The sequence below is a fragment of the Arthrobacter crusticola genome (assembly GCF_004357995.1).
Lineage (GTDB): Bacteria > Actinomycetota > Actinomycetes > Actinomycetales > Micrococcaceae > Arthrobacter_D > Arthrobacter_D crusticola.
The window spans coordinates 622,579-648,158 of record NZ_SMTK01000001.1; the positions used below are offsets into that span (position 1 = coordinate 622,579).

27 protein-coding genes are annotated in these 25,580 nt (G+C 69.0%); 12 read left to right on the forward strand and 15 right to left on the reverse strand.

Going from position 1 to position 25,580, the window contains the following annotated elements; genetic code table 11:
* Positions 1-51: 51 nt before the first annotated feature.
* The 4 genes from E2F48_RS02910 to E2F48_RS02925 form a co-directional block, all read right to left on the reverse strand.
* On the reverse strand, positions 52-306 hold the full coding sequence (locus E2F48_RS02910) for a type B 50S ribosomal protein L31 (RefSeq protein ID WP_120168169.1): 255 nt from the start codon (positions 304-306) through the stop codon (positions 52-54).
* An 83-nt stretch (positions 307-389) separates the two neighbouring features.
* Positions 390-1,349 carry a hypothetical protein gene (locus tag E2F48_RS02915; protein ID WP_133402477.1) on the reverse strand — a complete coding sequence of 320 codons (960 nt, stop codon included), beginning with the start codon at positions 1,347-1,349 and terminating at the stop codon, positions 390-392.
* A 61-nt stretch (positions 1,350-1,410) separates the two neighbouring features.
* The gene (locus tag E2F48_RS02920) at positions 1,411-2,223 is read right to left on the reverse strand and encodes a TrmH family RNA methyltransferase (RefSeq protein ID WP_133402478.1); all 813 of its coding nucleotides are present in this window, start codon (positions 2,221-2,223) and stop codon (positions 1,411-1,413) included.
* Between the two features lie 48 nt (positions 2,224-2,271).
* Positions 2,272-3,060 carry an ABC transporter ATP-binding protein gene (locus E2F48_RS02925; protein WP_133402479.1) on the reverse strand — a complete coding sequence of 263 codons (789 nt, stop codon included), beginning with the start codon at positions 3,058-3,060 and terminating at the stop codon, positions 2,272-2,274.
* Positions 3,061-3,175: 115 nt separating this feature from the next.
* Here E2F48_RS02925 and serB point away from each other — a divergent pair, with 115 nt between their 5' ends.
* Both serB and E2F48_RS02935 read left to right on the forward strand, forming a co-directional pair.
* Positions 3,176-4,078 carry a phosphoserine phosphatase SerB gene (gene serB / locus E2F48_RS02930; RefSeq protein ID WP_133402480.1) on the forward strand — a complete coding sequence of 301 codons (903 nt, stop codon included), beginning with the start codon at positions 3,176-3,178 and terminating at the stop codon, positions 4,076-4,078.
* Positions 4,079-4,176: 98 nt separating this feature from the next.
* The gene (locus E2F48_RS02935; protein WP_133402481.1) at positions 4,177-5,685 is read left to right on the forward strand and encodes an MFS transporter; all 1,509 of its coding nucleotides are present in this window, start codon (positions 4,177-4,179) and stop codon (positions 5,683-5,685) included.
* 125 nt (positions 5,686-5,810) lie between these two features.
* Here E2F48_RS02935 and E2F48_RS02940 read toward each other — a convergent pair whose 3' ends face one another.
* Entirely contained in the window at positions 5,811-6,560 is a 750-nt protein-coding gene (locus E2F48_RS02940; RefSeq protein WP_133402482.1) for an SDR family oxidoreductase, read from the reverse strand.
* A 97-nt stretch (positions 6,561-6,657) separates the two neighbouring features.
* Complete coding sequence (locus E2F48_RS02945; protein WP_133402483.1) at positions 6,658-7,395, reverse strand: beta-ketoacyl-ACP reductase; 738 nt, start codon at positions 7,393-7,395, stop codon at positions 6,658-6,660.
* 137 nt (positions 7,396-7,532) lie between these two features.
* On the opposite strand from E2F48_RS02945, the gene E2F48_RS02950 reads away from it, so the two are divergent.
* Genes E2F48_RS02950 through E2F48_RS02960 form a run of 3 tightly spaced genes read left to right on the forward strand, consistent with a single transcriptional unit; the run spans position 7,533 to position 9,058 of the window.
* Positions 7,533-7,976 carry a DUF3099 domain-containing protein gene (locus E2F48_RS02950; RefSeq protein ID WP_133402484.1) on the forward strand — a complete coding sequence of 148 codons (444 nt, stop codon included), beginning with the start codon at positions 7,533-7,535 and terminating at the stop codon, positions 7,974-7,976.
* A complete protein-coding gene (locus E2F48_RS02955; RefSeq protein ID WP_133402485.1) occupies positions 7,973-8,230 on the forward strand; it encodes a hypothetical protein in 258 nt (85 codons plus the stop codon). The genes E2F48_RS02950 and E2F48_RS02955 overlap by 4 nt, the downstream gene beginning before the upstream one ends.
* Entirely contained in the window at positions 8,231-9,058 is an 828-nt protein-coding gene (locus tag E2F48_RS02960; RefSeq protein ID WP_133402486.1) for an SURF1 family cytochrome oxidase biogenesis protein, read from the forward strand.
* Positions 9,059-9,062: 4 nt separating this feature from the next.
* On the opposite strand, the gene E2F48_RS02965 is transcribed toward E2F48_RS02960, so the two are convergent.
* Entirely contained in the window at positions 9,063-10,661 is a 1,599-nt protein-coding gene (locus tag E2F48_RS02965; RefSeq protein ID WP_133402487.1) for an ABC-F family ATP-binding cassette domain-containing protein, read from the reverse strand.
* A 179-nt stretch (positions 10,662-10,840) separates the two neighbouring features.
* Between E2F48_RS02965 and E2F48_RS02970 the strand changes: the two genes are divergently transcribed.
* Genes E2F48_RS02970 through E2F48_RS02980 form a run of 3 tightly spaced genes read left to right on the forward strand, consistent with a single transcriptional unit; the run spans position 10,841 to position 12,854 of the window.
* A complete protein-coding gene (locus tag E2F48_RS02970; protein ID WP_133402488.1) occupies positions 10,841-11,491 on the forward strand; it encodes a biotin transporter BioY in 651 nt (216 codons plus the stop codon).
* Complete coding sequence (locus E2F48_RS02975; RefSeq protein WP_133402489.1) at positions 11,488-12,180, forward strand: energy-coupling factor ABC transporter ATP-binding protein; 693 nt, start codon at positions 11,488-11,490, stop codon at positions 12,178-12,180. The genes E2F48_RS02970 and E2F48_RS02975 overlap by 4 nt, the downstream gene beginning before the upstream one ends.
* Positions 12,177-12,854, forward strand: coding sequence for a CbiQ family ECF transporter T component (locus tag E2F48_RS02980; RefSeq protein ID WP_133402490.1), 678 nt, complete (start codon positions 12,177-12,179; stop codon positions 12,852-12,854). The genes E2F48_RS02975 and E2F48_RS02980 overlap by 4 nt, the downstream gene beginning before the upstream one ends.
* Before the next feature lie 161 nt (positions 12,855-13,015).
* On the opposite strand, the gene E2F48_RS02985 is transcribed toward E2F48_RS02980, so the two are convergent.
* The 6 genes from E2F48_RS02985 to E2F48_RS03010 all read right to left on the reverse strand — a co-directional run bounded on the left by E2F48_RS02985 (position 13,016) and on the right by E2F48_RS03010 (position 18,214).
* A complete protein-coding gene (locus tag E2F48_RS02985) occupies positions 13,016-13,345 on the reverse strand; it encodes a metal-sulfur cluster assembly factor (protein ID WP_120168199.1) in 330 nt (109 codons plus the stop codon).
* 34 nt (positions 13,346-13,379) lie between these two features.
* Positions 13,380-14,150, reverse strand: a complete 771-nt coding sequence (gene sufC / locus E2F48_RS02990; protein ID WP_133402491.1) for a Fe-S cluster assembly ATPase SufC — start codon at positions 14,148-14,150, stop codon at positions 13,380-13,382.
* A gap of 65 nt (positions 14,151-14,215) precedes the next feature.
* On the reverse strand, positions 14,216-14,581 hold the full coding sequence (locus E2F48_RS02995) for a non-heme iron oxygenase ferredoxin subunit (RefSeq protein ID WP_133402492.1): 366 nt from the start codon (positions 14,579-14,581) through the stop codon (positions 14,216-14,218).
* Positions 14,578-15,882: a Fe-S cluster assembly protein SufD gene (gene sufD / locus E2F48_RS03000; RefSeq protein ID WP_185149787.1), complete on the reverse strand. Its 1,305-nt coding sequence runs from the start codon at positions 15,880-15,882 to the stop codon at positions 14,578-14,580. The genes E2F48_RS02995 and sufD overlap by 4 nt, the downstream gene beginning before the upstream one ends.
* A gap of 20 nt (positions 15,883-15,902) precedes the next feature.
* On the reverse strand, positions 15,903-17,378 hold the full coding sequence (gene sufB, locus E2F48_RS03005; protein WP_120168205.1) for a Fe-S cluster assembly protein SufB: 1,476 nt from the start codon (positions 17,376-17,378) through the stop codon (positions 15,903-15,905).
* On the reverse strand, positions 17,378-18,214 hold the full coding sequence (locus tag E2F48_RS03010) for a helix-turn-helix transcriptional regulator (RefSeq protein WP_133402493.1): 837 nt from the start codon (positions 18,212-18,214) through the stop codon (positions 17,378-17,380). The genes sufB and E2F48_RS03010 overlap by 1 nt, the downstream gene beginning before the upstream one ends.
* 215 nt (positions 18,215-18,429) lie before the next feature.
* Here E2F48_RS03010 and E2F48_RS03015 point away from each other — a divergent pair, with 215 nt between their 5' ends.
* The 3 genes from E2F48_RS03015 to E2F48_RS03025 are packed head-to-tail and all read left to right on the forward strand — an operon-like array spanning position 18,430 to position 21,021.
* Complete coding sequence (locus E2F48_RS03015) at positions 18,430-19,302, forward strand: ABC transporter ATP-binding protein (protein ID WP_133402711.1); 873 nt, start codon at positions 18,430-18,432, stop codon at positions 19,300-19,302.
* The gene (locus tag E2F48_RS03020; protein WP_133402494.1) at positions 19,299-20,042 is read left to right on the forward strand and encodes an ABC transporter permease; all 744 of its coding nucleotides are present in this window, start codon (positions 19,299-19,301) and stop codon (positions 20,040-20,042) included. Before E2F48_RS03015 ends, E2F48_RS03020 begins: the two co-directional genes overlap by 4 nt.
* Positions 20,043-20,046: 4 nt before the next feature.
* Positions 20,047-21,021, forward strand: coding sequence for a COX15/CtaA family protein (locus tag E2F48_RS03025; protein ID WP_133402495.1), 975 nt, complete (start codon positions 20,047-20,049; stop codon positions 21,019-21,021).
* On the opposite strand, the gene E2F48_RS03030 is transcribed toward E2F48_RS03025, so the two are convergent.
* Entirely contained in the window at positions 21,002-21,913 is a 912-nt protein-coding gene (locus E2F48_RS03030; protein ID WP_133402496.1) for a dihydrodipicolinate synthase family protein, read from the reverse strand. The two genes, E2F48_RS03025 and E2F48_RS03030, sit on opposite strands and share 20 nt — an antisense overlap.
* A gap of 84 nt (positions 21,914-21,997) precedes the next feature.
* Positions 21,998-22,939 carry a heme o synthase gene (locus tag E2F48_RS03035; RefSeq protein ID WP_133402497.1) on the reverse strand — a complete coding sequence of 314 codons (942 nt, stop codon included), beginning with the start codon at positions 22,937-22,939 and terminating at the stop codon, positions 21,998-22,000.
* A 409-nt stretch (positions 22,940-23,348) separates the two neighbouring features.
* Between E2F48_RS03035 and tkt the strand changes: the two genes are divergently transcribed.
* Entirely contained in the window at positions 23,349-25,526 is a 2,178-nt protein-coding gene (gene tkt, locus E2F48_RS03040; RefSeq protein ID WP_133402712.1) for a transketolase, read from the forward strand.
* Positions 25,527-25,580 lie beyond the last annotated feature (54 nt).

The following is a 25,580-nucleotide window of genomic DNA, read 5'->3' on the forward strand; positions in this document are numbered from 1 at the left end:
CGTGCGCGCGTGGCTTCACTGTCGAAACTGAGGTGCTGAGAAGAGCCGGAACTACTTCTTGCCGAAGCCCTTGAAGCGGGCGTTGAAGCGCTCCACGCGGCCGGCGGAGTCCATGATCCGCTGCTTGCCGGTGTAGAACGGGTGGGACTCCGAGGAGATTTCCACCTCGATCAGCGGGTAGGTGTTTCCGTCTTCCCATTCGATGGTCTTCTTGGACGTGGCCGTCGACTTCGTCAGGAACGACTTATCGGAGGCGAGGTCGCGGAAAACGACGGCGTGGTACTGGGGGTGGATATCAGACTTCACAGGAATACCTTCTCTGGTTGCCTGGATTTTGCCAGGCACTGGGATTGAAAGCGGAAACGGTCCATCGGGACCAGCTAGTAATCCTAGCGCAAACCGCCCAGCTGCGCTAAAGCGGGGGGCGTAACGACCTGGGGGGTGCCCCATTTGGAGAATCCGACCTCCACCGAGGTGAGGATCTCGTGTTCGAAGCCGCTGACGCTCAGGTGCGCCGGGCGCATCAGTTCGTCGAGTTCTATGTCCAGGGTGGCCATCTTGACGCCCTGCAGTTCGGGCCCGGACACGGCCGAAAGCCGGGTGTAGAGCATGCCGTCCCTTTCGCTGCGCGGCGTCACCAGGAACTCTCCGGAGTCCGCCAGCAGGGCGCCGACGGCTGCGGGGTCGGCGGTGGCCGAGGCCGCCTCCACCAGGACCGCGGCGAAGCGCTCCTCCGGCCCGCCCTCGGGGTCGGCCGGTGTTCCGCCCTTCGGGGTGAGCAGGTACCCCTCGCCGCCGCTGACGATGACCTCCACCCCATGCTCCTCGTTGCGCAGGTGCAGGCCGAACTCGGGCGCCGTGCTCAGTGCCGCGGTGTGTTCTCCGGCGGGAAGGCCGGTGGCACGGGTCGACAGGCTCTGCAGTGCACCGGTGCCGGCCCGCATCGAGGCTTCGACGCAGGCACCCGCCTCCGCGGCGGGCAGCCGTTCCGGGAGCGTGCCGGTCAGCATGCTGCCGCAGGCCTTCACCACCTCGGCCGGCAGGGACTGCTGGCTCTGGGTCAGGGAAAGCTCGGGGGCCTTGGTCGGCACCGGCGTCGGCGGGGGTGCCGGAGCCGACGACGGTGCGGCTGCGGACGTCGCCGGCACCGGCGACGGCGACGGCACCACCGGAGCGGTGGCCAGCGGGCCGGCGGCGGGAGCGGTCGGGGGCTGGGATTCCGCGGCGTCGATCTGTTCGGCGAGCCGGCCGCATCCGCTCAGCGCAACGGCCGCGCCGAGGAGGAGCGCTGCGGCCACGGGGACGGTCCGTGCGCCGGGAGCCTTGATGCGGGCCGGTGGAGCGGTCACCCTCCCAGTGTTCCATCGCGTACCGGTGCCCGCTACTGCCGTTTTCCGGCGCCTCCCTCCGCTAGGGGTTGCGGTAGCGGCACTCCCAGAAGGCGACGGCGGCCGCCGCCGCCACGTTGAGCGAATCGACCCCGGCATGCATGGGGATCTGAAGCGACAGGTCGGCCTCGGCGAGGGCACCGGCGGAGAGGCCCTCGCCTTCGGTGCCAAGCACCAGCGCCAGCCGCTCGTGACCCGCCGTTCCAACGTCCTGGACGGGCACCGAGTCCGGCCCCAGCGCCAGCGCCCCCACGGTGAACCCCGCCTTCCGGAGGGCCGCCAGCTGCCCGGGCCAGTCCGTAAGGCGGACCCAGGGCACCTGGAAGACGCTGCCCATGCTCACGCGGATCGCCCGGCGGTAGAGCGGGTCGGCGCACCGGGGGCTGATAAGGACCGCGTCGATGCCCAGCGCCGCGGCGGAGCGGAACAGCGCCCCCAGGTTGGTGTGGTCGACCATGTCCTCGAGCACCGCGACCCTGCGGGCGCCGGCGAGGACCTCGTCGAGGGTCTTCGGGGCCGGGCGGTTCATGGCGGCCAGGGCGCCCCGGTGGAGGTGGAAGCCGGTGATCTCCTCGAGCGTGGCCTCGTCGCCGATGAACGCCGGAACCTCCGGGAACCGGTTCAGGACATCCGAAAGGCCCGGCAGCCACTTTTCGGCGAGGAAGAAGGACCGGGGTGAATGTCCGGCATCGATGGCGCGCCGCAGCACCTTGGAACTCTCGGCGATATAGAGGCCATTGGCCGGTTCGAGGCGGCGGCGGAGCTGGGTGTCGGTGAGGTTGCGGTAGTCCGAGGTGCGCGGGTCCCCCGGGCCCTCAAGGTGGATCAGGCCCACGCGCCCGCTCCCGGCGGAGCCGTGCGGTGCTGCGCCCCGGCCTCCCGCCTACGCGGAGCGGGCGACAGCACTGTAGCGGCCGTCAGCGCGGCTGACCTTCAGCGGCAGGCCGAACGCCTCGGACAGGTGTTCCTCGGTGAGGACGTCCCCAAGCGGTCCGGCGGCGACGATTCCGCCGTCGCGCATCAGCATCGCGTGGGTGAACCCGGGAGGAACCTCCTCCAAGTGGTGGGTGACCAGGACGGTGGCGGGGGCCTCCTCATCCTGGGCGAGTTCGGTCAGCCGGCGGATGAGGTCCTCACGTCCGGCCAGATCGAGGCCGGCGGCCGGCTCGTCGAGCAGCAGCAGTTCGGGATCGGTCATCAGCGCCCGCGCGATCTGCACCCGCTTCCGTTCGCCCTCGCTGAGTGAGGCGAAGGGTCGGTTCAGGAAGGTCGACATGCCCCAGGTGTGGAGCAGCCGGAAGGCGCGGCGCTCGTCGAGCTTCTCGTACTGCTCGCGCCAGCGGCCCGTGACACCGTAGGAGGCGGTGACGACGACGTTGAGGACCGTTTCGTGCTCGGGGATCTGCGAGGCCAGGGCCGCCGAGGCGAGTCCGATCCGGGGGCGCAGGTCGAAAACGTCGACGGCGCCCATCACTTCGTCGAGGATCCCTGCCACGCCTGTGGTGGGGTGCAGGCGCGCTCCGGCGATCTGGAGGAGTGTCGTTTTCCCGGCTCCGTTGGGGCCCATGATGACCCAGCGTTCGCCCTCCTTGACCTGCCAGTCGACGCTGTTCAGCAGCGTTTTTCCACTCCGAACGAGGCTCACCCCGGCCAATTCAAGAACGTCACTCATAGCACTAGACACTAGGCTAAGACCGGGCTCGTTGGCGAAATCAGCACCGCCGTCCGGCCCCGCCCGTGGCACCCGTCCCGGCCCACCGGGCACCCCTGCATCCCCTGGAGGTTTAATGACCGCGCCGTTCCGAGTCGTCAGCTACGGTCTGGACGAGTCCGACGCAGGCTTCCGGGTCGTCGAGGACGCCGTCCGTGCCGCCGGCGCGGGCATCCTGGCGGCTGGCGACGGCGGTGACTCCCGGTACCGGGTGCGGACGCTCACGGTGACGTACCCCGGTCCGGCAGCGGACCTGCGCGCTGCCCTGCCGGGAGCGGGCGATTCCGCCGCCGGAACGCCGGTGCGGTCCGTCGGGACCGCGGTGGTCCCCGCTGCGGTTTGCGGCCCGGGGCCCAAGCTGCTGGTGCTCGATGTCGACTCGACGCTGATCAAGCAGGAGGTCATCGAACTGCTGGCCGCTTATGCGGGCCGCGAGGCGGAGGTCGCCGCGGTCACGGAGGCCGCGATGCGCGGTGAACTGGACTTCGCCCGGAGCCTTCATGCCCGCGTCGCCGTACTGGCGGGACTCCCCGAGGCGGTGCTGGACAAGGTCGGTGCCCAGATCGAGCTGAGCGAGGGTGCCGAGGTGATGGTGGAGGCGTTCCTCGGGGCAGGCCACCTTGTGGCGGTGGTCTCCGGCGGGTTCAGCCAGATCCTCGACCCGTTGGCCGCGCGACTGCGACTGACCCACGCCAAAGCGAACCTGCTGGAGATCCGCGACGGCCTCCTCACTGGTCGGGTGTCGGGCCCGGTCATCGACCGGGCGGAGAAGGAGCGCTCCCTGCGGCGGTGGGCGCAGGACGCCGGCATTCCGCTTGAGCGGACCATCGCGGTGGGCGACGGCGCGAACGACCTCGACATGCTCGGTGCCGCCGGGCTCGGGGTAGCGTTCAACGCGAAGCCCGCCGTGCGGGCCGCTGCGGACGCCGCCATCGACCTGCCCTACCTCGATATCGTGCGGCACTTCGCAGGGATCTGAAGCCCGGACCGGCACCGTTCCGGGGATGCGCGCGGCGGCGCGCAAATGGTCCTGGCGGCGCGGCGACAGTGTCGGTGCCGGTCACTACACTGGGACGCATGACCGGCCACGAACCGGCCCAGCCCCGGGCCGCTGCGGATCCCCTCGACGGCACGCGCGTGGACGCAGCCGCCCCCTCCCCGCTGGTCGGGGAGGATGTTGCTTCGCCGCCCGCGGACGGCGATGCCATCGACACCTCGCTTCGCACCCCGGCGGAGCGGTCCCGCACCTTCGCCGGGATCCTGGTCAACACCGCCCTCGCCAACATCACCACCAGCTACCTGTGGTTCGCGCTGACGTTCTGGGTGTACCTGGAGACCCGCAACGTGATCGCCACCGGTGTGGTGGGTGGGGTGTACATGCTGCTCATCGCCCTCTCCAGCATCAGCTTCGGCACCTACGTGGACCGCTACCGCAAGCTTTCCGTCATGCGCTTCGCCGCCGGCTTCACCCTCGGGATGTTCGTGCTGTCAGGGGTGATGTTCGCACTGACGCCCACGCCCGCGCTGCTTGACCTGACCAGGCCCTGGTTCTGGATCTTCACCCTGATCATCCTGATCGGTGCGGTGGTGGAAAACCTGCGCAACATTGCCCTCTCCACGACGGTCACCATCCTCATCGAGCCGGACCGGCGGGCCAATGCCAACGGACTGGTGGGCATGGTGCAGGGCCTGATGTTCATCGTCACCTCGGTGCTGTCCGGGCTGTCGGTGGGGCTGCTGGGCATGGGCTGGACGATCGTCGTCGCCCTGGTGCTCACCGCGCTGGCCTTCGCGCACCTGCTGACGCTGCGCATGCCCGAGGAGGTGCGTGCTGCGGCCACCGACGCGCACGGCGGCTTCGACTTCCGCGGCTCCCTGGCCGCCGTGCTCGCCGTCGCGGGCCTGTTCGCGCTGATTCTGTTCTCCACCTTCAACAACTTCGTCGGCGGCGTCTATCTGGCGCTGATGGATCCCTACGGCCTTGAGCTTTTCCCCGTGGAGCTGTGGGGCACCTGGTTCGCGGTCGGTGCCACCGGGTTCATCGTGGGCGGCGCGCTGATCGGCAAGTTCGGGCTGGGAGCCAACCCGCTGCGCACCATGCTCCTCGCGGTGATCCTGATGGGGGTCCTCGGCGCGGTGTTCACCCTGCGGGAATGGGCGTGGCTGTACGTCGCGGGCATCTGGGCGTATCTGGTCCTCGTGCCCTTCGTCGAGGCGGCCGAACAGACGGTCATCCAGCAGGTGGTGCCCCTGCAGCGCCAGGGGCGGGTGTTCGGATTCGCCATGGCGTTCGAGTCCGCGGCCGCGCCGGTCACCGCGTTCCTCATCGCACCAATCGCCCAGTTCTGGATCATCCCGTACGCGCGGTCCGAGGAGGGCGCCGCCCAGTTGGCCCCGCTGCTGGGTGAGGGCACCTCCCGCGGCATCGCCCTGGTGTTCCTCATCGCCGGAATCATTCTGATCCTCGCCGCGCTGGCGGCCTTCCTGACCCCGGTCTACCGCCGGATTTCGGCCTCCTATGCGCAGACTGCCGCGGAGGCGGAGGCGAAGGCGGCCGCGGACAACACCTCCCCGGCCTCCCGGTAAGCGGGGAGCCACGCTTGTTGAATGTCCCCCATCCGGTGAGGGTGGCCAATAGCGCGGTCGACGGAAAGGCCCGCTGCCGGTGATCCGACAGCGGGCCTGGGGCAGCTTTGGAGACGATTGTGCGGTCAGCCCTGCGGCACGAAGCCGCGTGCTCCTCCGACCAGTTCGGTGTGGCCGGTCGGCACGTCGGCGGTGACCATCTTCACGATCTCCGCGGCGAACTCCGCCACCGAGTAGAGCTTGCCCGCCTCGCTGCGCCGGGCCTCGATCGCACCGGGCGCGGCACGGTCAAGCAGTGTTGCCGTCACTGTGCCCTCGATCATGTCGCCGGAGACGACGACGAGGCGGATGCCCTTGTTCTCGAGCATCGGGATGAGGTCGCGCAGGGCGTCCTCGCCGGCGCGCTTGCTGCGGGCTACGGGCTCATAGGCGTCCATGGTGGGCACGGTGTCGATGAAGTGCGCCTGGTGGCTGGTGACGAACACCACGCGGGAGCCGGCGGGCATGACCTCGGCAGCGGCCTTGAGCATATTGACCTGGGCGTCCCGGTTGAGCTTCAGGGCGTAGTCCTCGCCGACGCCGCTCTCCATCCCGCCCGAGGCGTTCAGCACCAGCAGGCCGAGCCCGCCGAAGTTGCTCACCGCGGCGTCGACCAGGGCGGCCGGGCCCTCGGGGGTGGTCAGGTCCGCGCCCACGGCGACGGCGCGGCCGCCGGCGGCCTCGATCCCGGCGGCCACCTTGTTGGCCCGGGGGGCCTTCTGCCGGTAGTTCACCACGACGGCCGCGCCTTCGGCGGCGAGCAGCTGGGCCACATCGGCCCCGATGCCCCGTGATGATCCGGTGACGATTGCTCCAATGCCGTCCAAAGCACCCATGACTACTCCTTCTTGGCGCGGGCTGGTTCCCGCGCATCGTGACTTCGCGTTTCCGGTCCGGCGGCAGCGGACGCTGCCGCCGGAATGCTGATAGGGATTAGTGGCCCATGCCGAGGCCGCCGTCGACCGGGATGACGGCGCCGGAGATGTAGCCTGCCTCCTCGCTGGCGACCCAGCGCACCACCTTGGCCACCTCGTCCGGGGACGCGAAGCGCCCGGCGGGGATGGTGGCGAGGTAGCTCTTGCGGGTGTCCTCGGGAAGCTCGGCCGTCATGTCCGTGTCGATGAAGCCTGGCGCGATGACGTTCGCGGTGATGCCGCGGGAGCCCAGTTCGCGGGTGAGCGAGCGGGCAATCCCGACCAGCCCGGCCTTGGAGGCGGAGTAGTTGATCTGGCCGGGGGCGCCGTAGAGGCCGGTCACCGAGGAGATCAGCACGACGCGCCCGCGGCGCAGCCGGATCATGCCCTTGGAGGCGCGCTTGATCACCCGGAACGCGCCGGTGAGGTTCGTGTCGATGACGTCGGTGAAGTCGGTTTCGCTCATGCGCAGCAGCAGCGTGTCGCGGGTGATGCCGGCGTTGGCGACGAGCACCTCGACGGGCCCGTGGGCGGCCTCGACCTCGGTGAAGGCCGCGTCGAGCTGCTCCTCGCTCGTCACGTCGGCCTTCACGCCCAGCAGACCCTCGGGAACCTCGCCGCTGCGGTAGGTGATTGCCACCTTGTCCCCGTTGGCAAGGAACGCATTCGCGATGGCAAGCCCGATGCCCCGGTTGCCGCCTGTGACGAGGACGCTGCGTCCGGGCTTGTCTTCATCGCTGGGATTAGTTGCCTGCACAGGGATCCTCCGCTTTCAGTTACGCGTTCTAACTAGACGAGCTATGTCAAAGTGTCCCGTCGATCCTAGCCGTGAGGCAGCCAAGTTTAACAACGGGCAGTGGGATGAGATAATGGACGAAGCCCCTTGGGAGTGGAATGAGCAAGCAGACCAGGCACAGCAGGCACGACACCGACGTTCACAGCATTTCCGACGCCCGGGAGTCCCACACCGACGAAATGCGCTCGCGCATGATCAAGTACTCGATCTCAATGGGCATTAGGATGGTCTGCCTCATCCTCGTCTTCTTCGTCGAAGGGTGGATGATGTGGGTCGTGATTGCAGGGGCGGTGCTCCTGCCCTACTTCGCCGTCATCCTCGCCAACGGGGGCAGTGACACCAGCGACATCCGCCACACCGACGCCCTGCTCGACCGCGCGCCGGTGCGCGAGATTGAAGCCCCGACCGCCCCGGTGGAGACAGAGGCGCCCGGTCCGGACATCCTGGCCGGGGAGATCATCGAGGAGGAGCGTTTGGCACCCACCGATGACAACAATGAAAACGACGATCCGCTGCGCGGAAGGACGGACACCGCCGCGTGAGCACACCCGGATTCAACATCTTCGACTCCCTCACGGGCGCCCCTCAGCAGGCGGCCGAATCGACGGTCTGCTCCCGGAAGGGCTGCCGCGAGGCCGCCGAGTGGCAGCTGCTGTGGAACAACCCCCGCATCCACACCCCTGAGCGCCGCAAGGCGTGGGCCGCCTGCTCCGCCCATGTCGACTGGCTGCAGGACTACCTCCAGGTCCGCGGGCTCTGGAAAGAGACAGTAACGCTGGCCGGCGGTGCGTCCTAGGTGTACCGGTTCCTGATCTCCCGCCGCTGGCTCGCCTGGTTCGCGCTGGTGACGGCGCTGGCGGCGGCCTGCGCCTCGCTGGGCATGTGGCAGCTGGAGCGGCGCAATGCCGTGGTGTCCGACATCGGACGCATCAAGGCGAACTACGAGCAGTCCCCCGTGCCCTACGAAGAAGGCACAATCGACTTCGCCACCTACGATCCCCTGCAGGAATGGACTCCGGTGAAGCTCACCGGGGAATACGACACCGCGGGGCAGGTCGTGGTGCGGAACCGCCCAATGAACGGCCAGCCCGGCTACGAGGTGCTCACTCCCCTGCGCCTGGCCGACGGCTCGGCGGTCATCATCGACCGGGGCTGGCTGCCCATCGGCAATGACAAGGCGGGGCGGCCGGATTCCATTCCCGCGCCACCGGGGGGAACCGTCACGGTCACCGCGCGCATCAAACCGGGCGAGCCGGCGGTGAACCGGGGCGCCCCCGCGGGCCAGGTCGCCTCGATCGACCTCGAGGGGTACGCCGCGAAGCTCGGCTACCCGGTACAGACGGGTGCGTACGGGCTGATGGCTGCCGAGGATCCCGCGCCGGCCGTGGCCCCCGCGCAGTTCCCCAAGCCGTCACTGAATGAGGGACCGCACCTTTCCTACTCCCTGCAGTGGTTCGCCTTCGGCGTGCTCCTCTTCGTCGGGCTCGGCTATGCCGCCCGGCAGCAGGCCCGCCTCGACCGCGAGGAAGCGGGAGGCCGGCCGGAGGCCGCTCGGCGTCCCGGGCGGCGCCCAACGGCCGAGGAGGCCGAGGACGCGCTCCTGGACGCCCAGGGGTACCGCTGAGCCGCTAGGCCAGCGTCACGAGGTCGAGGTAGTCCTCGTTCCAGAGGTCCTCGACGCCGTCCGGCAGCAGCACGACCCGCTCGGGCTTGAGTGCTTCGACGGCCCCCTCGTCGTGGCTGACCATGACGACGGCGCCGGTGTAGTTGGCCAGTGCCCCGAGGATCTCCGCCCGGCTGGCGGGGTCGAGGTTGTTGGTCGGTTCGTCGAGCAGCAGGACGTTCGCCGAGGACGCAACGATGGTCGCCAGCGCCAGGCGTGTCTTCTCACCGCCGGACAGCACCCCGGCGGGTTTTTCGACGTCGTCGCCCGAGAACAGGAACGACCCCAGGATGCCGCGCACCTCGGCGTCCTTCATGTCCGGTGCCGCGCTCTTCATGTTCTCGAGAACCGTCCGCTCGGTGTCGAGCGTCTCGTGTTCCTGCGCGTAGTAGCCGACCTTGAGGCCGTGGCCCGGGATCACCCGGCCCGTGTCGGGGGTGTCGACTCCGGCGAGCATCCGCAGCAGGGTCGTCTTTCCCGCACCGTTGAGCCCGAGGATGACCACCTTGGATCCGCGGTCGATCGCCAGGTCCACGTCGGTGAAGATCTCGAGGGACCCGAAGGACTTGCTGAGGCCCTCGGCGGTCATCGGCGTCTTGCCCGAGGGTGAGGGGTCAGGGAACCGCAGCGCCGCGACGCGGTCGTTGGCGCGGACCGCGTCGAGGCCGCCCAGCAGCCGCTCGGCGCGCTTGGCCATGTTCTGGGCCGCAACCGCCTTCGTGGCCTTGGCGCGCATTTTATTGGCCTGGTCCATCAAGACCTGGGCCTTCTTCTCGGCGTTGGCGCGCTCCCGCTTACGGGCGCGCTCGTCGGTCTCACGCTGCTGCTGGTACCGCTTCCAGCCCATGTTGTAGATGTCGATGGTGGCCCGGTTCGCGTCAAGGTGGAACACCTTGTTCACCGTGGCCTCGAGCAGATCGACGTCGTGGCTGATTACGATCAGCCCGCCCTGGTGGGTGCGCAGGAATTCGCGCAGCCAGGTGATGGAATCGGCGTCGAGGTGGTTCGTCGGTTCGTCAAGGAGCATCGTCTCGGCGCCCGAGTACAGGATGCGGGCCAGTTCCACACGGCGGCGCTGGCCGCCGGAGAGCGTGCGCAGCGGCTGGTTCAGGATGCGTTCGGGCAGGGCGAGGTTGGAGGAGATCGCCGCGGCCTCGGCCTCGGCGGCGTAGCCGCCGCCGGCGAGGAACGCCGCCTCGATCCGGTCATAGCGGTTCATCGCCTTGGAACGGACCGAGGTGTTCTCGCTGGCCATGTCCTCCTGGGCCTGTCGGAGGTCGCGGACTACGGTGTCGAGGTTGCGCGCCGAGAGGATCCGGTCGCGGGCAAGCTGGTCCATGTCGGGTGTGCGGGGGTCCTGCGGCAGGTAGCCGATCTCCCCGCTGCGTGAGACCGAGCCGGCCGCCGGCAGGGATTCGCCGGCGAGGACCTTGGTCATGGTGGTCTTGCCGGCGCCGTTCCGGCCGACGAGGCCGATCTTGTCGCCGCGGTCCACGCGGAAGGACACCGACTCCATCAGCAGCCGGGCTCCTGCTCGCAGCTCCAGGTTCGATACGGTAATCAATTCCGTGGCCTTTCGGTGTCCCTGTGCGCTGCACAGGGACATTTTTGTCGATAATCTACAAAGGAATGTTGCGGGTGCGGGGCTATTCTCAGGATGAAACGCAATGCGGTTGTCGCATTGCCACAAGGCCGCATCCATTCCGGATGCTGCCTCGATCCGATACCGCGAGGAAGAAACCCATGAGCCAGGCCCACCCGAGTTCCTCCGGGGCAGCTGTCGCATCCCGTCGGCGCGCCCGGAAGCGGTGGAATTCCACCGATCTGTCGTTGATCGCAGTCTTCGCCGCGCTTATTGCCGCCCTCGCAATCGTACCCGGTATCCCGGTCGGCGCGCTCGGGGTGCCGATCACACTGCAGACGCTCGGGGTGATGCTCGCCGGGGTGGTCCTCGGTCCCGGCCGGGGTGGAGCCGCCGTCGGGCTGTATGTCCTGGCGGGGCTGGCCGGCCTGCCGATCTTCAGCGGCTTCCGCGGCGGCCTTGCCGTCCTCGCGGGACCGTCCGCCGGCTACCTGATCGCTTTCCCGCTGGCCGCGATGCTCGCCGGTTTCCTCGCCGCCGCGCTTCTCCGCCGGACCCGCAGGTTCCGTGTGGGTGTGCTGTTCCTTGCCTGCTTCACGGCGAGCCTCCTTCTCATTCACCCGCTCGGAATCACCGGGCTGGTGGTGAACGGCGGGTTGAGCGGAAGAGATGCGATCGCCGCCGACGCCGTGTTCCTGCCGGGAGACGTTATCAAGAACCTGCTCGCGGCCGGTATTGCGGCTGCGGTGCACAGGGCGTTCCCCCGGCTGCTGCCGCGGGCAGGCGCCGAGGGAGCCACACGCACGGCATGATCCGTTTCACCGACGCGTCAGTCACCGCCCCCGGGGAGGACGGCGGCAGCCGAACCATCCTGCACCCGACTACCCTCGAGCTGGGCGAGCACCGCATCTCGGTGATCGGCGCCAACGGCTCGGGGAAATCGACGCTGCTCAAACTGATCAACGGGCTGACGCTGCCCACCTCGGGCGGCGTCAGCGTGAACGGCCTCGACACCGCCCGGCGTGGCAGGGAGGTCCGTCGCAAAGTCGGCTTCGTATTCACCGATCCCCTGTCACAGCTGGTCATGCCCACGGGCCGCGAGGACGTCGAGCTGTCCCTGCGCGGCCGGATCCGGCGCGCGGATGAGCGCCGGGCCGCCGGCATGCGGGTGCTTGAGTCCTACGGCATCGGCCACCTTGCGGACCGCTCCATCTACGATCTCTCCGGCGGTGAGCGCCAGCTCCTGGCGATCGCGGTGGTCGCGGCCGTCGAGCCTGCGGTGCTCGTCGCCGATGAGCCAACCACTCTGCTCGACCTCCGCAACGAGCAGACCATCCGCGCCGTCCTCCGCGCACTCCCCCAGCAGGTTCTCTTCACCACCCACAACCTGTCCTTCGCCCAGGACAGCGACCGCACGCTCGTGCTCGACGGCGGCCGCGTGGAGTTCGACGGCGATCCGGCCGAGGCCGTCGCCTTTTACCAGGAACTGTGCCTCCGGTGAGGGGCCATGGCCAGCTTCTCGGGCTCTACGTTCCCGGGCAGTCGCTGCTCCACCGGACTCCGCTGGTGCTCAAGGCCCTTCTCTGCGTGGGGGCCAGCACTCCGGTGGTGCTGATCCGCCAGCCGCTCGCCACCGGCGCCGGGCTCGTTCTCTTCCTGCTTCTGATGACCCTTGGCGCCCGGCTGCCGCTGCGAAAAGTGCTCGGCGCCCTGGTGCCCGCCCTGCCCGTGCTGGCCCTGCTCGCTCTCTATTCCGGGTTCACGCGCGGCGTGGAGGCGGCCTTCGTGGTGCCCGGTGGCATCGCCGTGTGCATCCTTGCGGCGAGGCTGCTGACCGTCACCACACCGGGGCAGGAACTGCTCGACGGGCTGGTTCGCCTCGTGCGCCCGCTGCGGCGGCTGGGGGCCGACCCCGAACGCTTCGCCCTCGCCCTGTCGATCATGGTGCGCAGCATCCCCTACCTGGTGGGTTCGCTGTCGGATCTGCGGGACGCCGCGAAGGCCCGCGGCCTCCAGCGCAGCCCGCGGGCCGTGGTGGTCCCGGTGGCGGTCAACGCCGTCGCCTACGCCCAGGCCACCGGACAGGCCCTGGCCGCCCGCGGCCTCGGCGAGCATCAGCACGGGGAAGACGATAAGGAGGACGGGCCCGACGCCGTGGGCCAGGGCCGGGCCTGAGCCGGCGCGGACCGCCTCCTTGGCTCCTTCGTGGAGCCCGTAACGGCCGGAACTCATAACAGCCGGTACGCAGCAGGGTCAGGACGCAGAAAAGGGGCGGCTCCATGGGAGCCGCCCCTTCTTGCCAGTCTGCGCATTCTGCGCTGGCACTACCGCGTGAACTAGATGTTGAACCCGAGGGCGCGCATCTGGTCGCGGCCGTCCTCGGTAATCTTCTCCGGGCCCCACGGCGGCATCCATACCCAGTTCAGCCGCCAGTCATCCACGACGCCGTCGAGGGCCTGGCCGACCTGCTCCTCGAGCACATCGGTCAGGGGGCACGCGGCCGTGGTGAGCGTCAGGTCGATCAGCAGGGCACCGTCCTCGGCATACTTCAGCCCGTACAGCAGGCCCAGGTCAACGACGTTCACCCCGAGCTCGGGGTCGATGACATCCTTCAACGCCTCTTCGACGTCTTCGAGCGCTGTCTGCGCTGCTTCTACTTCACTCATCGCATTTTCCTTTCCCGGGCGCGGACGACAGGTCCTACGCTTCGACTGCTGGGGTGGCCGCGGCGAAGCGGTCGTAGCCCTCTTCCTCCAGCCGGTCGGCCAGCTCGGGGCCGCCCTCCTCGGCGATGCGCCCGTCGACGAACACGTGCACGAAGTCGGGCTTGATGTAGCGGAGGATGCGCGTGTAGTGGGTGATCAGGAGCGTACCCATCTCGCCCTTGGCGTGCTCCCGGTTGACGCCCTCGGAGACGACCTTGAGGGCGTCGACGTCGAGGCCTGAGTCGGTCTCGTCGAGGATCGCGAAGCGGGGGCGGAACAGTTCGAGCTGGAGGATCTCCACGCGCTTCTTCTCGCCACCGGAGAAGCCCTCGTTGACGTTGCGCTGGGCGAAGTCGGCGTCGATGCGCAGCTGGGACATCGCCTGCTTGACGTCCTTGGTCCAGTGGCGCAGGCTCGGAGCCTTTCCGTCAAGGGCCGTCTTGGCGGTGCGCAGGAAGTTGGTCATGGTCACTCCGGGCACCTCGACCGGGTACTGCATGGCCAGGAAGAGCCCGGCGCGGGCGCGCTCGTCGACGCTCATGGCAAGGACATCTTCGCCGTCGAGGGTGATGGAGCCGCTGTCGACGGTGTACCGGGGGTGGCCGGCGATGGTCGAGGCCAGGGTGGACTTGCCCGAGCCGTTGGGGCCCATGATCGCGTGGGTCTCGCCCGTGTTAATGGTGAGGCTGACGCCTTTGAGGATCTGCTTGGAGCCCTGCTCCGTCACGATGCTGACGTAGAGGTCCTTGATTTCAAGGGTGGACATCTGTTTTCCGTTCTCCTTTGCCCTGGCGGCCAGGGCGTCGTCTAAGTGTGCTGGTGCCGGGCCGGTCAGCCGAGCTGGGGGGTGGGTGCTCCGTTGGTGACCGTGGTGATGTCCACGTACACATTGTTATCGCGGATCTCCAGGGCGAACACCGGAACCGGTTCATAGGCCGGCAGCTGCAGGGGGGCGCCGCTGCGCAGGTCGAACTGGGAGCCGTGGCCCCAGCATTCGATGGCGCAGCCTTCGACGTCGCCCTCAGCGAGGGAGATGTCGGCGTGGGAGCAGGTGTCCCCCAGGGCGTGGATGTCGCCCATGGAGTCCCGCACGATCGCGACGGGGTAGTCATCGATGAGCACGCGCAGGGCCTGCTTGACCTCGATGTCGTCGACGCTGCAGATCAGTTCGCCCCGCGGGGCGGCCTCCGCGCTCACAGGTTGCCTGCCGCGAGCTCGTTCTCGAGGGCCAGCGCGAGGCGCTCCTCAAGGGCGGGGACCCGAATCTGCTGGATGACCTCGGTGAGGAAGCCGCGCACGACGAGGCGGCGGGCGTCCTGCTCGGGGATACCGCGGGCCATCAGGTAGAACAGGTGCTCGTCGTCGAACCGGCCGGTGGCACTGGCGTGGCCGGCACCCTCGATCAGGCCAGTCTCGATCTCGAGGTTGGGCACCGAATCCGAGCGCGTCCCGTCGGTCAGGAGCAGGTTCCGGTTCACCTCGTAGGTGTCGGTGCCTTCGGCTTCCTTGCGGATCAGGACGTCGCCGACCCAGACGGTGTGGGCACCCTGTCCCTGGAGCGCGCCCTTGTAGGTCACGCGGGACTTGCAGTTGGGCACCGCGTGGTCCACCAGGAGGCGCTGCTCGAGGTGCTGGCCTGCGTCGGCGAAGTACAGTCCGTACATCTCGACCTCGGCGCCCGGCGCGGTGAACACCGAGGACGGGGTGAGGCGGACGAGGTCCCCGCCGAGGCTGACGACGACGTGCTTGAAGCGGGCGTCGCGTCCGATCTTCGCCTGCTGCGAGGAGACGTGGACGGCGTCGTCGTCCCACTCCTGCACGCTGACGACGGTGAGCTGGGCGCCGTCGCCGACGACGATCTCGATGTTCTGCGCGAGCGTCACCGAACCGGAGTGGTCAAGGACCACCACGGCGGTGGAGAACGCCCCCGCCTCAATGATCAGGTGCTGGGCCGCCGGTGCCTTGTCGGCGCCCAGGACCGTGACGGTCACCTCGGCGTCGGCCACGGTGTTGGCGGGGATGGTGACGACGGTGGCGCCGTCGGCCGCGGCCCAGGCCGCCGCCGAGATGCGGTCTTCAGGGGTGGCAGCGGAGCCGATCCGGGCGTCGGACCCCCCAACGGTCTCCACCTGGATGTTGGAGGCGCCGGAGACCTGCACGGAGGGGCCGGTCCCGGTGAGGGGTTCGGTATGGAGCCCGCGCAGGCGGTTCAGCGGGGTGAACCGCCAGTCCTCCTCGCGTCCGGTGAGCGGGGCGAAGTCCGAAAGGTTGTAGGACTTCAGCCGCTCCCCGCGGGAGGCCTCCGGGACGACCGGGGCGTTGCCGTGGCTGTGCTTCTTCAGGCCGTGCTGAATGGAGCCCGTGTTCAGCTCCGAGAGGCTCTCGCCCTCCTCGCTGAAGCCCGCGATCGCTGCGGGAGCCGAGGAGGGGGCGCCGATCCGGGCCTTTTCGTCGGCTGCGGCGCCGGCCGGTCCTGTCGTTGACGCTTCGTGGTTCATCTTGGTCGCTTCAGCCATTGCTAGCCTACGGCCCCTTCCATCTGGAGTTCGATCAGGCGGTTCAGTTCGAGCGCGTACTCCATGGGGAGCTCGCGGGCGATCGGCTCGATGAATCCGCGCACGATCATGGCCATGGCCTCGTCCTCGGGCATGCCCCGCGACATCAGGTAGAACAGCTGCTCTTCGCTGACCTTGGACACCGTGGCCTCGTGGCCCATCGTGACGTCGTCCTCGCGGATATCGACGTACGGGTAGGTATCCGAACGGGAGATGGTGTCCACCAGCAGCGCGTCGCAGCGGACCGTGTTGGCCGAGTTCTTTGCACCCTCACGCACCTGGACCAGGCCGCGGTAGGCGGCCCGGCCGCCGCCGCGGGCCACCGACTTCGAGATGATCGAGGACTTGGTGTTGGGGGCGATGTGGACCATCTTCGACCCGGTGTCCTGGTGCTGACCCTCACCGGCGAACGCGATGGACAGTGTCTCGCCCTTGGCGTGCTCGCCGACGAGGTAGACCGCCGGGTACTTCATGGTGACCTTGGAGCCGATGTTGCCGTCGATCCACTCCATGGTGGCACCCTCGTGGGCCACGGCCCGCTTGGTGACGAGGTTGTACACGTTGTTCGACCAGTTCTGGATGGTCGTGTACCGGACGCGGGCGTTCTTCTTCACGACGATCTCGACCACGGCCGAGTGAAGCGAGTCGGAGGTGTAGATCGGGGCGGTGCAGCCCTCGATGTAGTGAACGTAGGAGCCCTCGTCCGCGATGATCAGGGTCCGCTCGAACTGGCCCATGTTCTCGGTGTTGATCCGGAAGTAGGCCTGCAGCGGGATCTCGACGTGGACGCCCTTGGGCACATACACGAAGGAACCGCCCGACCAGACAGCGGTGTTCAGCGACGCGAACTTGTTGTCGCCCACCGGGATGATCGAGCCGAAGTACTCCTTGAAGATCTCCGGGTGCTCGCGCAGCGCGGTGTCGGTGTCGAGGAAGATGACGCCCTGGCGCTCGAGGTCCTCGCGGAGCTGGTGGTACACCACCTCGGACTCGTACTGGGCCGCGACGCCGGAGACCAGGCGGGCACGCTCCGCTTCGGGGATGCCGAGCTTCTCGTACGTGTTGCGGATGTCCTCGGGGAGGTCCTCCCACGTGTTGGCCTGCTTCTCGGTGGAGCGCACGAAGTACTTGATGTTGTCGAAGTCGATCCCGGAAAGATCCGCGCCCCAGGAGGGCATGGGCTTCCGGTCGAAGTACTTCAGGCCTTTCAGGCGCAGGTCGAGCATCCACTCGGGCTCGTTCTTCTTCGCCGAGATGTCGCGGACGACCTCTTCGCTCAGGCCGCGGCGGGCGTTGGCGCTCGCCTCGTTCTTATCGGCCCAGCCGTACTGGTAGGTGCCGATGCCCTCGAGTTCCGGGTTCTTTTCCAGGATGTCGCTGATGACCGACTCCGGGACGGGGGTCGGGGTCAGTGGCTTCTGGTCTACTTGATCCGTCATCACGGCCTTCCTTGCTGATGGTTTGGCAAATTCGAGGAGCGGGGTGCGGCGCCGGGTTCTGCGCGGGAGGCACCCGCCGGGGGCGCGGCTGTTGTGCGCCCGAGGGGAATGTGGGTGGTGCAGACATGGCCGCCGCTGGCCAGGGTGGAGAGCCTGCGCACGTCGACGCCGAGCAGCCGTGAGAACGCTGCCGTCTCCTGGTCGCAGAACGCGGGAAAATCGGCGGCGAGCTGCTGCACCGGGCAGTGGCCCTGGCAGAGCTGGACACTGAGCATGGTGCCGCGCGGGGCCGATCCCCCGGCGGCCGGCCGGCCGGGGCCGGCCGAGCCGACGACCCGGGCCGAGCCGACGAATCCATCGGTGCTCAGTGCCTCGGCCAGCGCGCGTGCGCGGGCCTCGAGGTCGGGCCCGGCGGCCTCGATCAGCGGGCGGTAGCGCTCCTCCATACCGGCGAAGCGGGACCGGGCGAACTCCGCCACCGCGTCGGGGCCGGCGGCCGCGCCCAGCTGCTGAAGGGCGGCGCGGGCGATGTCGAGGTAGTCGTTGCCGAGCCGGCTCTGCCCGCGCTGGCTGAGCACGTACCGCCGCGCGGGCCGTCCGGCGCCCGTCGCGGTGCTTCCGCCGCGCTTGACTTCGATGAGCCCGTCACGGGAAAGGGCGTCGAGGTGGCGCCGGACGGCGGCCGGGGTGAAGCCGAGCCCGCTGCCCAGTTCCGCGGCGCTGACCGGTCCGCGCTCGAGCACGGCCGACAGGACCCGGTCGCGGGTGCGCTCGTCGGTATCGCCCGCGTTGGGGGAAAGCCCCGCCCGCCCGGCGGTATGGTCAACCACACTCATGGCGTCGTCCCTCCCGCCCGCGTTAAAAAATACACAACACAATCATGACGTAATGTGCACTCCGGTGCCAGTAAGGGCAGGCTTCCCCCGCCGTCGACCTCTACAAGGGCGGTTACTACGTACCGTAGAATAGCCGGGTGCACCATACAGCCGCCGCCCTGGTGATCGAGGGCCTCACCAAGGATTTCGGGCCGGTCCCCTCGCTCGACGGCCGGATGGTCCGGGTGCTCGACGGGGTCCACCTCGAGGCGGCGATGGGCAGCGTCACCGCGATCCTCGGCGCAAACGGGGCCGGCAAGACCACGACGCTCGAATGCGCGCAGGGCCTACAGCGCCCCACCGCCGGCACGGTCCGGCTACTCGGCGAGAACCCGCACCACGCGAGTCCCCGACTGCGCGCCCGTGTCGGCGTCATGCTGCAGGACGGCGGGCTGCCTCCTTCGGTGAAGCCGATGGCACTGCTGCGCCATGTCGCCTCCATGTACGCGGACCCGCGGCCGGTCGACGAGCTCGCCGGACGGCTGGGCATCGACGACTTCGGGGGCACGGCCATCCGCCGCCTCTCCGGCGGCCAGAAGCAGCGGCTCGCCCTCGCCTGCGCCTTGATCGGACGGCCCGAGGTACTCTTTCTGGATGAGCCCAGCGCCGGGCTCGACCCCCAGTCACGCACCATCGTGTTCGAACTGATTCAGGAACTGCGCGCCGCGGGACTCGCGATCATCCTCACCACCCACCTGCTCGACGACGCCCAGAAGCTTGCAGACTACGTCTACATCATGGAGGGCGGCCGCACCGTGGCCGAGGGCACTGTGGCCGACCTGACAGCCGGAGCCGCCCCGGAGAACTTCCGCGAACTGCGCTTCCAGACCGTGCCCGGCCTCGAGATTCCGCCCGGGCTGCTGCCTCACCTTCACCGCGCGGAACCGGAGCCGGGCCAGTACCTGGTCAGCGGCGCCCTCACCGCGGGCGACTTCGCGGCACTGGCCCAGTGGTGGGACGCCGAGGGCATCCTGCCCGTATCCGTCACCATGGCCCCCCGGTCCCTCGAAGACGTTTTCCTCGACATCGCCGGACGGAGCATCCGATGACCTCTGCCGCCCCACTCGCCCGCAGGGTGCTGCGTCACGGCGGTTACGAGGCCGCCGCGATGCTCCGCAACGGCGAACAGCTCGTGCTCGCCGTCGCCCTGCCCCTGCTGGCCCTGGCCGGTCTCGTCGCCACGCCCCTCCTTGACGGCTTCGGTCCCAGCAGGATCGACACCGCGGCCCCGGGAGTGCTCGCGCTGTGCGTCATGTCGACGGCATTCACCGGCCAAGGCATCGCAACCGGCTTCGACCGCAGGTACGGGGTGCTCCGGTTCCTCTCGACCACCCCGCTGGGCCGCTCCGGCCTGGTCTTCGGCAAGGCCGCGGCCGTAGCCGTGGTGCTCGCCCTGCAGGTGGTGCTCATCGGCGGCGCCGCGGTGCTGATGGGCTGGCGCCCGGACCTGGCAGGGCTGCCCTGGGCGGTCCTTACCTTCGCCCTCGGCGCGGCGGCCTTCACCGCCCTCGGCCTCCTCGTGGCCGGGACGCTGCGCCCGGAGGCGACCCTGGCGGTGACGAACCTGCTGTGGATCGTGCTGGCGGCCGCCGGAGGAATCATCCTTCCCGCCACAGGCCTTCCCGCCGCAGTGGAGCCGTTCGTGCGGATCCTGCCGTCCTCCGCCCTGGGCGACGGACTGCGCGCCGCCTTCCTTGAGGGATCCTTTCATCCCCTGTCCTGCCTGATCCTGCTGGGCTGGGCCGCGGCGGCCAGTGCCGCTGCCGTCCGCTGGTTCCGATGGAGTTGAGAACATGCCGTCTTTTGCCCTGACCCGCCTGCGCTCCCGGCTCCCGGCCACCGAGACCCCCCTCATCCGCCGGCTGGCCATCGCCTCCCTGGTGTCCCAGATCGTCATCGTCGTCACCGGCGGTGCGGTGCGCCTCACGGCCTCGGGCCTTGGCTGCCCGGAGTGGCCGCGGTGCACCGCGGACTCGATCGTGAGCACCCCGGAGCTCGGCCTGCACGGGGTCATCGAGTTCGGCAACCGCCTGCTCACCTTTGTACTGGTGGTGATCGCGGTCGCCATGCTGGTGTCCGTGCTCAACCTGCGCCGGCCGCGCCGTGACCTCTTCCGCCTCTCGGTGGCGCTCCTGGCGGGCATCCCCGCGCAGGCCGTGATCGGCGGCATCACCGTGTGGACCGACCTGAACCCCTGGGTGGTCGGCTGGCACTTCCTGGTCTCCATGGCCCTGGTGACCGTCGCGACGGTGCTGGTGAACCGGACCCGACTGACCACCGCCCAGAGCCGGGAGCGCCTGCCTCAGGCGGCCCCGCGAATCCTGCGCCAGCTCCTGGCGGTGATCGCCGGACTGACCGGGCTCGTCGTCGTCCTCGGGGTGATCGTGACCGGGTCGGGGCCCCACGCCGGAGACCATGGAGCCGCCCGCAACAACCTCGACCCGGAGCTGATGACCCGCATCCACGCCGCGCCGGTCTACCTCCTGGTCATGACCGTGGCCCTGGCCGTGGCGCTTGCCTACCGGTACCGGGTGGCGCCGGCCCTGCGCCGGTCACTGGTACTCCTTGCCGTCGTGGTCCTGGCCCAGGGCGCCGTCGGGTATGCCCAGCATTTGCTTCACCTGCCGGTCGGGCTGGTGGCCCTGCACCTGCTCGGCGCTTCCCTGCTGACAGCAGCGGCCGTCCACGCCGTCTACACGGGGTACACCCGGCAGCCGGCCGGCGCTGGCGCCGGGGCCCTAGGGCAGGTCAGGACACCGGTCCACTGAGGGCCAGCGCCTCCTCAACCACGTCGACGAGCCGGGCCAGTTCGCGCTGTTCGCTGCCCGGAACCGGAAGCAGCGGCAGACGGGGATCCCCCGCGTCGATGCCGCAGACGCGCGCGAGCAGGTGCAGCCCGCTGATCTTGCGCAGGTTCACCACGTGCTGCACCACCGGCAGGAGCACCCTGCGGCATTCCGCGACACCGGAAGCGTCCCCCGCGGTGACCGCCGCGCGGAACCGGGCGTAATACGCCGGAAGCAGCGCGGCCGGGCCGGTGTGCCAGGCGTCAGCCGCGAGCTCCCCCGAGGCGATCAGCAGGTCGCCGCTCAGGCCGTGGCTGAAGGTGGCGTCCGTCAGGGAGCGGAGGCGGTCATACCGCTGCCGGAAGGAGGCGACGTCCGCGGCGGTGTCCTTGAACGCCACCACCGAAGGCAGCGCGAGGAGTTCCGCCACCAGCTCGAGTCCATAGCTGAACTGGGTGGTGCGGGGATTGTTGTAGAGGCAGATCGGCAGGTCGGTCGACTCCGCGACGGTGCGCACCTGGAAGGACACCTCCTCCTCGGTCAGCGGCACGTAGGAGACCGGTGAGAGGACCAGGCCCGACGCCCCGGCGCGTTCTGCGGAACGTGCGGCCGCCAGCACCTCGCGGGTTCCCACCGAACTGATGCCGACCACCACCGGCACGGCGCCCGCAGCCGCCTCGACGGCGGTGCGGGCCACCGCATCGCGTTCGGCCGAACTGAGGAAGGCGAAGCTCCCGGAGGAACCCAGGACCGCGATGGTGTCGACACCGGAGACCGCCAGGGAGGAGATCAGCGCGGCAAGTTCGGGGGTGTTCACCCCGCCGTCGGCCGTGAAGGGCGTGATGGGATAGGCGACGAGCCCGGCGAAGGTCATGCCCCCATGCTAGTGGCGCAGGTCTCCCCCCGGCGCCGGCGCCGCCGGGGCCGGGGTCCGCTTTGAACCCGGCACGAAGGCAGGCTAGAAGACGGGGCCGCCGACGAACGGGTCGATCGCCAGGGCGAGGAAGAGCACTGTGAGGTAGCTGATCGAGCCGTGGAAGACCTTCATGGCCGCCCGGTTCTCAAGGGTGCCCCGGCGGGCCTTGGCATGGAGGCGGTGGGTCTCCCGGATGAACCAGGCACCCGCGGCCGCGGCGGCCACCGTGTAAACCCAGCCGGCTCCGGCCGGCACCAGCAGCAGTGAGCACGCGACGGTCGCCCACGCATACAGGACGACCTGGACGGACACGACGCGCGCCCCGGCAATGGCCCCGAGCATTGGGACGTTCGCGGCGTTGTAGTCGTCGCTGTACTTCATCGACAACGGCCAGTAGTGCGGGGGCGTCCAGAGGAAGATGATGAGGAACAGCACGACGGCCGGCCACTCGACCGAGTTCGTCACCGCCGCCCACGCGATGAGGACCGGCATACAGCCGGCGGCACCGCCCCAGATGATGTTCTGTGCGGTCCGGCGCTTAAGAATCAGCGTGTAGACAACGACGTAGAGGAAGATCGCGGCGACTCCCAGCCAGGCCGCCAGCGGGTTCGCGCCCCACCACAGGATGCCGATGGCTGCGGCGCCGAGCACCCAGGCGAAGACCAGCGCCTCCCGGGGGGTGACCTCCCCGGTCACCAGGGGGCGGTTCGCCGTGCGGTGCATCACCTTGTCCATGTCCCGGTCGATGTAGCAGTTGAACGCGCCGGCGCTGCCGGCAGCAAATGCCCCACCCACCATGGTGGCGAGGATCAGCCCCGGGTGCGGGAACCCGCCGTGGGCGAAGATCATCGTGGGAAGCGTCGTCACCAGCAGGAGCTCGATCACCCGCGGCTTGGTCAGGGCGAGATAGGCCCTGGCTTTGCGCCCGACGCCCCCTCGGGCCCGGGGCGGCCGTGCCGGCGCAGAAACCTGCTGGGTCTTCACAAGGCAACACTTTCATTTCTTTTGGGGCAAAAGACAGAATCATCATACCCTTTTACGCCGCGTAGAAATCGGGCCCTAATTACCCTGCCGCGCGAGCCGGGGCCGGGAGCGGCCGCCCGTGACATTGCTCACCCGCCTTTCGGGACTTTTTGGGAATGGACGGCAACATCTCTGACTTGTTACCCAGTGAACTTCCTTTGATGCGAGGAAGGGATATGGTTGGTTTTGAAGCCCAAGTGGCCCTCCTGCGGGGGTGCCTGCATCACTGGGAATACACGGAAAAATGCAGGATTCAACGGTGAACGGCCAGCAGGCTGTGGGTGCCTCCGCGTACCCCTGCCCCCAGCTCCCCACGGCGCCGTGGCGCTGGCCGACCTGGACAGAGAAAGGCCCGGTCAACGTGGCACAGATGCAAGAGCAGGAACTTAACTGGAGCGAACTGGACGACAGGGCGGTGGACACTATCCGCGTCCTCGCCGCGGACGCAGTGGAGAAGGTGGGCAACGGCCACCCGGGTACCGCGATGAGCCTTGCTCCCGCCGCCTACCTGCTCTTCCAGAAACTGATGCGCCATGACCCGTCGGACCCGGAGTGGACCGGCCGCGACCGGTTCGTCCTCTCCCCCGGCCACACGTCGCTGACGCTTTACATCCAGCTGTTCCTGTCCGGGTACGGACTGGAACTCGATGATCTCAAGGCGCTGCGCACCTGGGGCTCGCAGACCCCGGGGCACCCCGAATACCGCCACACCAAGGGCGTGGAAATCACCACCGGCCCGCTCGGCCAGGGCCTCGCGACCTCCGTCGGTTTCGCCTTCGCCCAGCGCCGGCAGCGCGGCATGTTCGACCCCGAGGCCCCCCAGGGCGAGAGCCCCTTCGACCACACCATCTGGGTCATCGCCTCCGACGGCGACCTCCAGGAAGGCGTCACCTCCGAAGCCTCCTCGCTGGCGGGCCATCAGGAACTCGGCAACCTCGTGGTGCTCTACGACGAGAACCACATCTCCATCGAGGACGACACCGACATCGCCTTCACCGAGGACGTGCTGAAGCGCTATGAGGCGTACGGCTGGCACGTCCAGCGGGTCGACTGGACCAAGACCGGCGAGTACGTCGAAGACGTTGCCGAACTGTATGCCGCCCTGGTCGCCGCGAAGAACGAAACCTCAAAGCCCTCGATCGTGTCCCTCCGGACGATCATCGGCTGGCCTGCCCCCAACAAGCAGAACACCGGCAAGATCCACGGCTCGGCACTGGGCAAGGACGAGGTGGCCGCACTGAAGCAGGCCCTGGGCTTCGACCCGGAGAAGCACTTCGACGTCGACCCCGAGGTCCTGGCGCACGCCCGCAAGGTCGTTGAGCGCGGTGCCAGCGCCCGTGCCGATTGGGACACCACGTTCGACGCCTGGCGTGGAGGCCACCCGGACGAGGCGAAGATGCTCGAGCGCATCGCCTCCCGCACCCTCCCCGAAGGCTGGGAGGAAGCACTTCCCGAGTTCCCCGCCGGCAAGGACATGTCGACCCGCGCCGCCTCCGGCAAGGTCCTCACCGCGATCGGCCCGGTCCTTCCCGAACTGTGGGGCGGCTCCGCCGACCTCGCCGAGTCGAACAACACCACCATTGAAGGCTCCCCGTCCTTCGTTCCGGAGAGCCGCCAGACCGAGGCCTGGTCGGGCAACCCGTACGGACGGGTGCTCCACTTCGGCATCCGCGAACACGCCGCCGCGGCCATCGTCAACGGCATCGTCATGCACAGCAGCACCCGCGCGTTCTCGGGGACCTTCCTGATCTTCAGCGACTACCAGCGGCCCGCAGTGCGCCTCGGAGCCCTGATGGGCGTGCCGGCCATTTACGTCTGGACGCACGACTCCATCGGCCTGGGCGAGGACGGACCGACCCACCAGCCCGTCGAGCAGCTCACCTCGCTGCGCGCCATCCCAGGCCTCGACGTGGTGCGCCCCGGTGACGCCAACGAGGTCGCCGTGGCCTGGCGGACCATCCTGGAGAACACTCAGAACCCCGCGGGCATCGTGCTGACCCGGCAGAACATCCCCACGTACGAGCGCGGCGAAGGCGCTGCCACCGGTGACACCTTCGGTTCGGCCGAAGGCGTGGCCAAGGGCGCGTACATCCTCGCGGAGGCCCGTAACGGTGCACCCGAGGTCATCCTGATGGCCACCGGTTCCGAGGTTCAGCTGGCCGTCTCGGCCCGCGAAACCCTCGAGGCCGAAGGCATCGCCACCCGCGTTGTCTCGGTGCCCTCGCTCGAATGGTTCAACAGCCAGGACGAGGCATACCGCGAGTCGGTCCTGCCGCGCAGCCTGCGCGCCCGGGTCTCTGTCGAAGCGGGCGTGGCCCAGAGCTGGCAGGGCCTGCTCGGCGACGCCGGCCGTGCCGTGTCCCTCGAGCACTACGGCGCCTCGGCAGACTACAAGACCCTCTACCGCGAGTTCGGCATCACCGCGGAGGCCGTTGTGGCCGCCGCCCGCGACTCAATCAGCGCCGCCGCCGGCACCCCGCTGGCAGCCAACGGCACCCCGGCGATGCCGTCGGGTGCCCGCGCCACCGAGACCGGTGACCACCAGTAGCCCGTCTGCTTCCGTCCGACACAAGTGTCCGTGAACGCGGACCCAAAGGAGAAC

Bases quoted from the DNA above. Each gene is read 5' to 3' on its own strand.
- E2F48_RS02950 (WP_133402484.1), top strand. From the start codon at position 7,533: ATGAGCAAGCAGACCAGGCACAGCAGGCACGACACCGACGTTCACAGC.
- E2F48_RS02935 (WP_133402481.1), top strand. From the start codon at position 4,177: ATGACCGGCCACGAACCGGCCCAGCCCCGGGCCGCTGCGGATCCCCTC.
- E2F48_RS02925 (WP_133402479.1), bottom strand. From the start codon at position 3,060: ATGAGTGACGTTCTTGAATTGGCCGGGGTGAGCCTCGTTCGGAGTGGA.
- sufB (WP_120168205.1), bottom strand. From the start codon at position 17,378: ATGACGGATCAAGTAGACCAGAAGCCACTGACCCCGACCCCCGTCCCG.
- E2F48_RS03025 (WP_133402495.1), top strand. From the start codon at position 20,047: ATGCCGTCTTTTGCCCTGACCCGCCTGCGCTCCCGGCTCCCGGCCACC.
- E2F48_RS03015 (WP_133402711.1), top strand. From the start codon at position 18,430: ATGGTCCGGGTGCTCGACGGGGTCCACCTCGAGGCGGCGATGGGCAGC.
- E2F48_RS03020 (WP_133402494.1), top strand. From the start codon at position 19,299: ATGACCTCTGCCGCCCCACTCGCCCGCAGGGTGCTGCGTCACGGCGGT.
- serB (WP_133402480.1), top strand. From the start codon at position 3,176: ATGACCGCGCCGTTCCGAGTCGTCAGCTACGGTCTGGACGAGTCCGAC.
- E2F48_RS02975 (WP_133402489.1), top strand. From the start codon at position 11,488: ATGATCCGTTTCACCGACGCGTCAGTCACCGCCCCCGGGGAGGACGGC.
- E2F48_RS02940 (WP_133402482.1), bottom strand. From the start codon at position 6,560: ATGGGTGCTTTGGACGGCATTGGAGCAATCGTCACCGGATCATCACGG.
- E2F48_RS03030 (WP_133402496.1), bottom strand. From the start codon at position 21,913: ATGACCTTCGCCGGGCTCGTCGCCTATCCCATCACGCCCTTCACGGCC.
- E2F48_RS02970 (WP_133402488.1), top strand. From the start codon at position 10,841: ATGAGCCAGGCCCACCCGAGTTCCTCCGGGGCAGCTGTCGCATCCCGT.
- sufC (WP_133402491.1), bottom strand. From the start codon at position 14,150: ATGTCCACCCTTGAAATCAAGGACCTCTACGTCAGCATCGTGACGGAG.
- E2F48_RS03010 (WP_133402493.1), bottom strand. From the start codon at position 18,214: ATGAGTGTGGTTGACCATACCGCCGGGCGGGCGGGGCTTTCCCCCAAC.
- tkt (WP_133402712.1), top strand. From the start codon at position 23,349: ATGCAAGAGCAGGAACTTAACTGGAGCGAACTGGACGACAGGGCGGTG.
- E2F48_RS02985 (WP_120168199.1), bottom strand. From the start codon at position 13,345: ATGAGTGAAGTAGAAGCAGCGCAGACAGCGCTCGAAGACGTCGAAGAG.
- sufD (WP_185149787.1), bottom strand. From the start codon at position 15,882: ATGAACCACGAAGCGTCAACGACAGGACCGGCCGGCGCCGCAGCCGAC.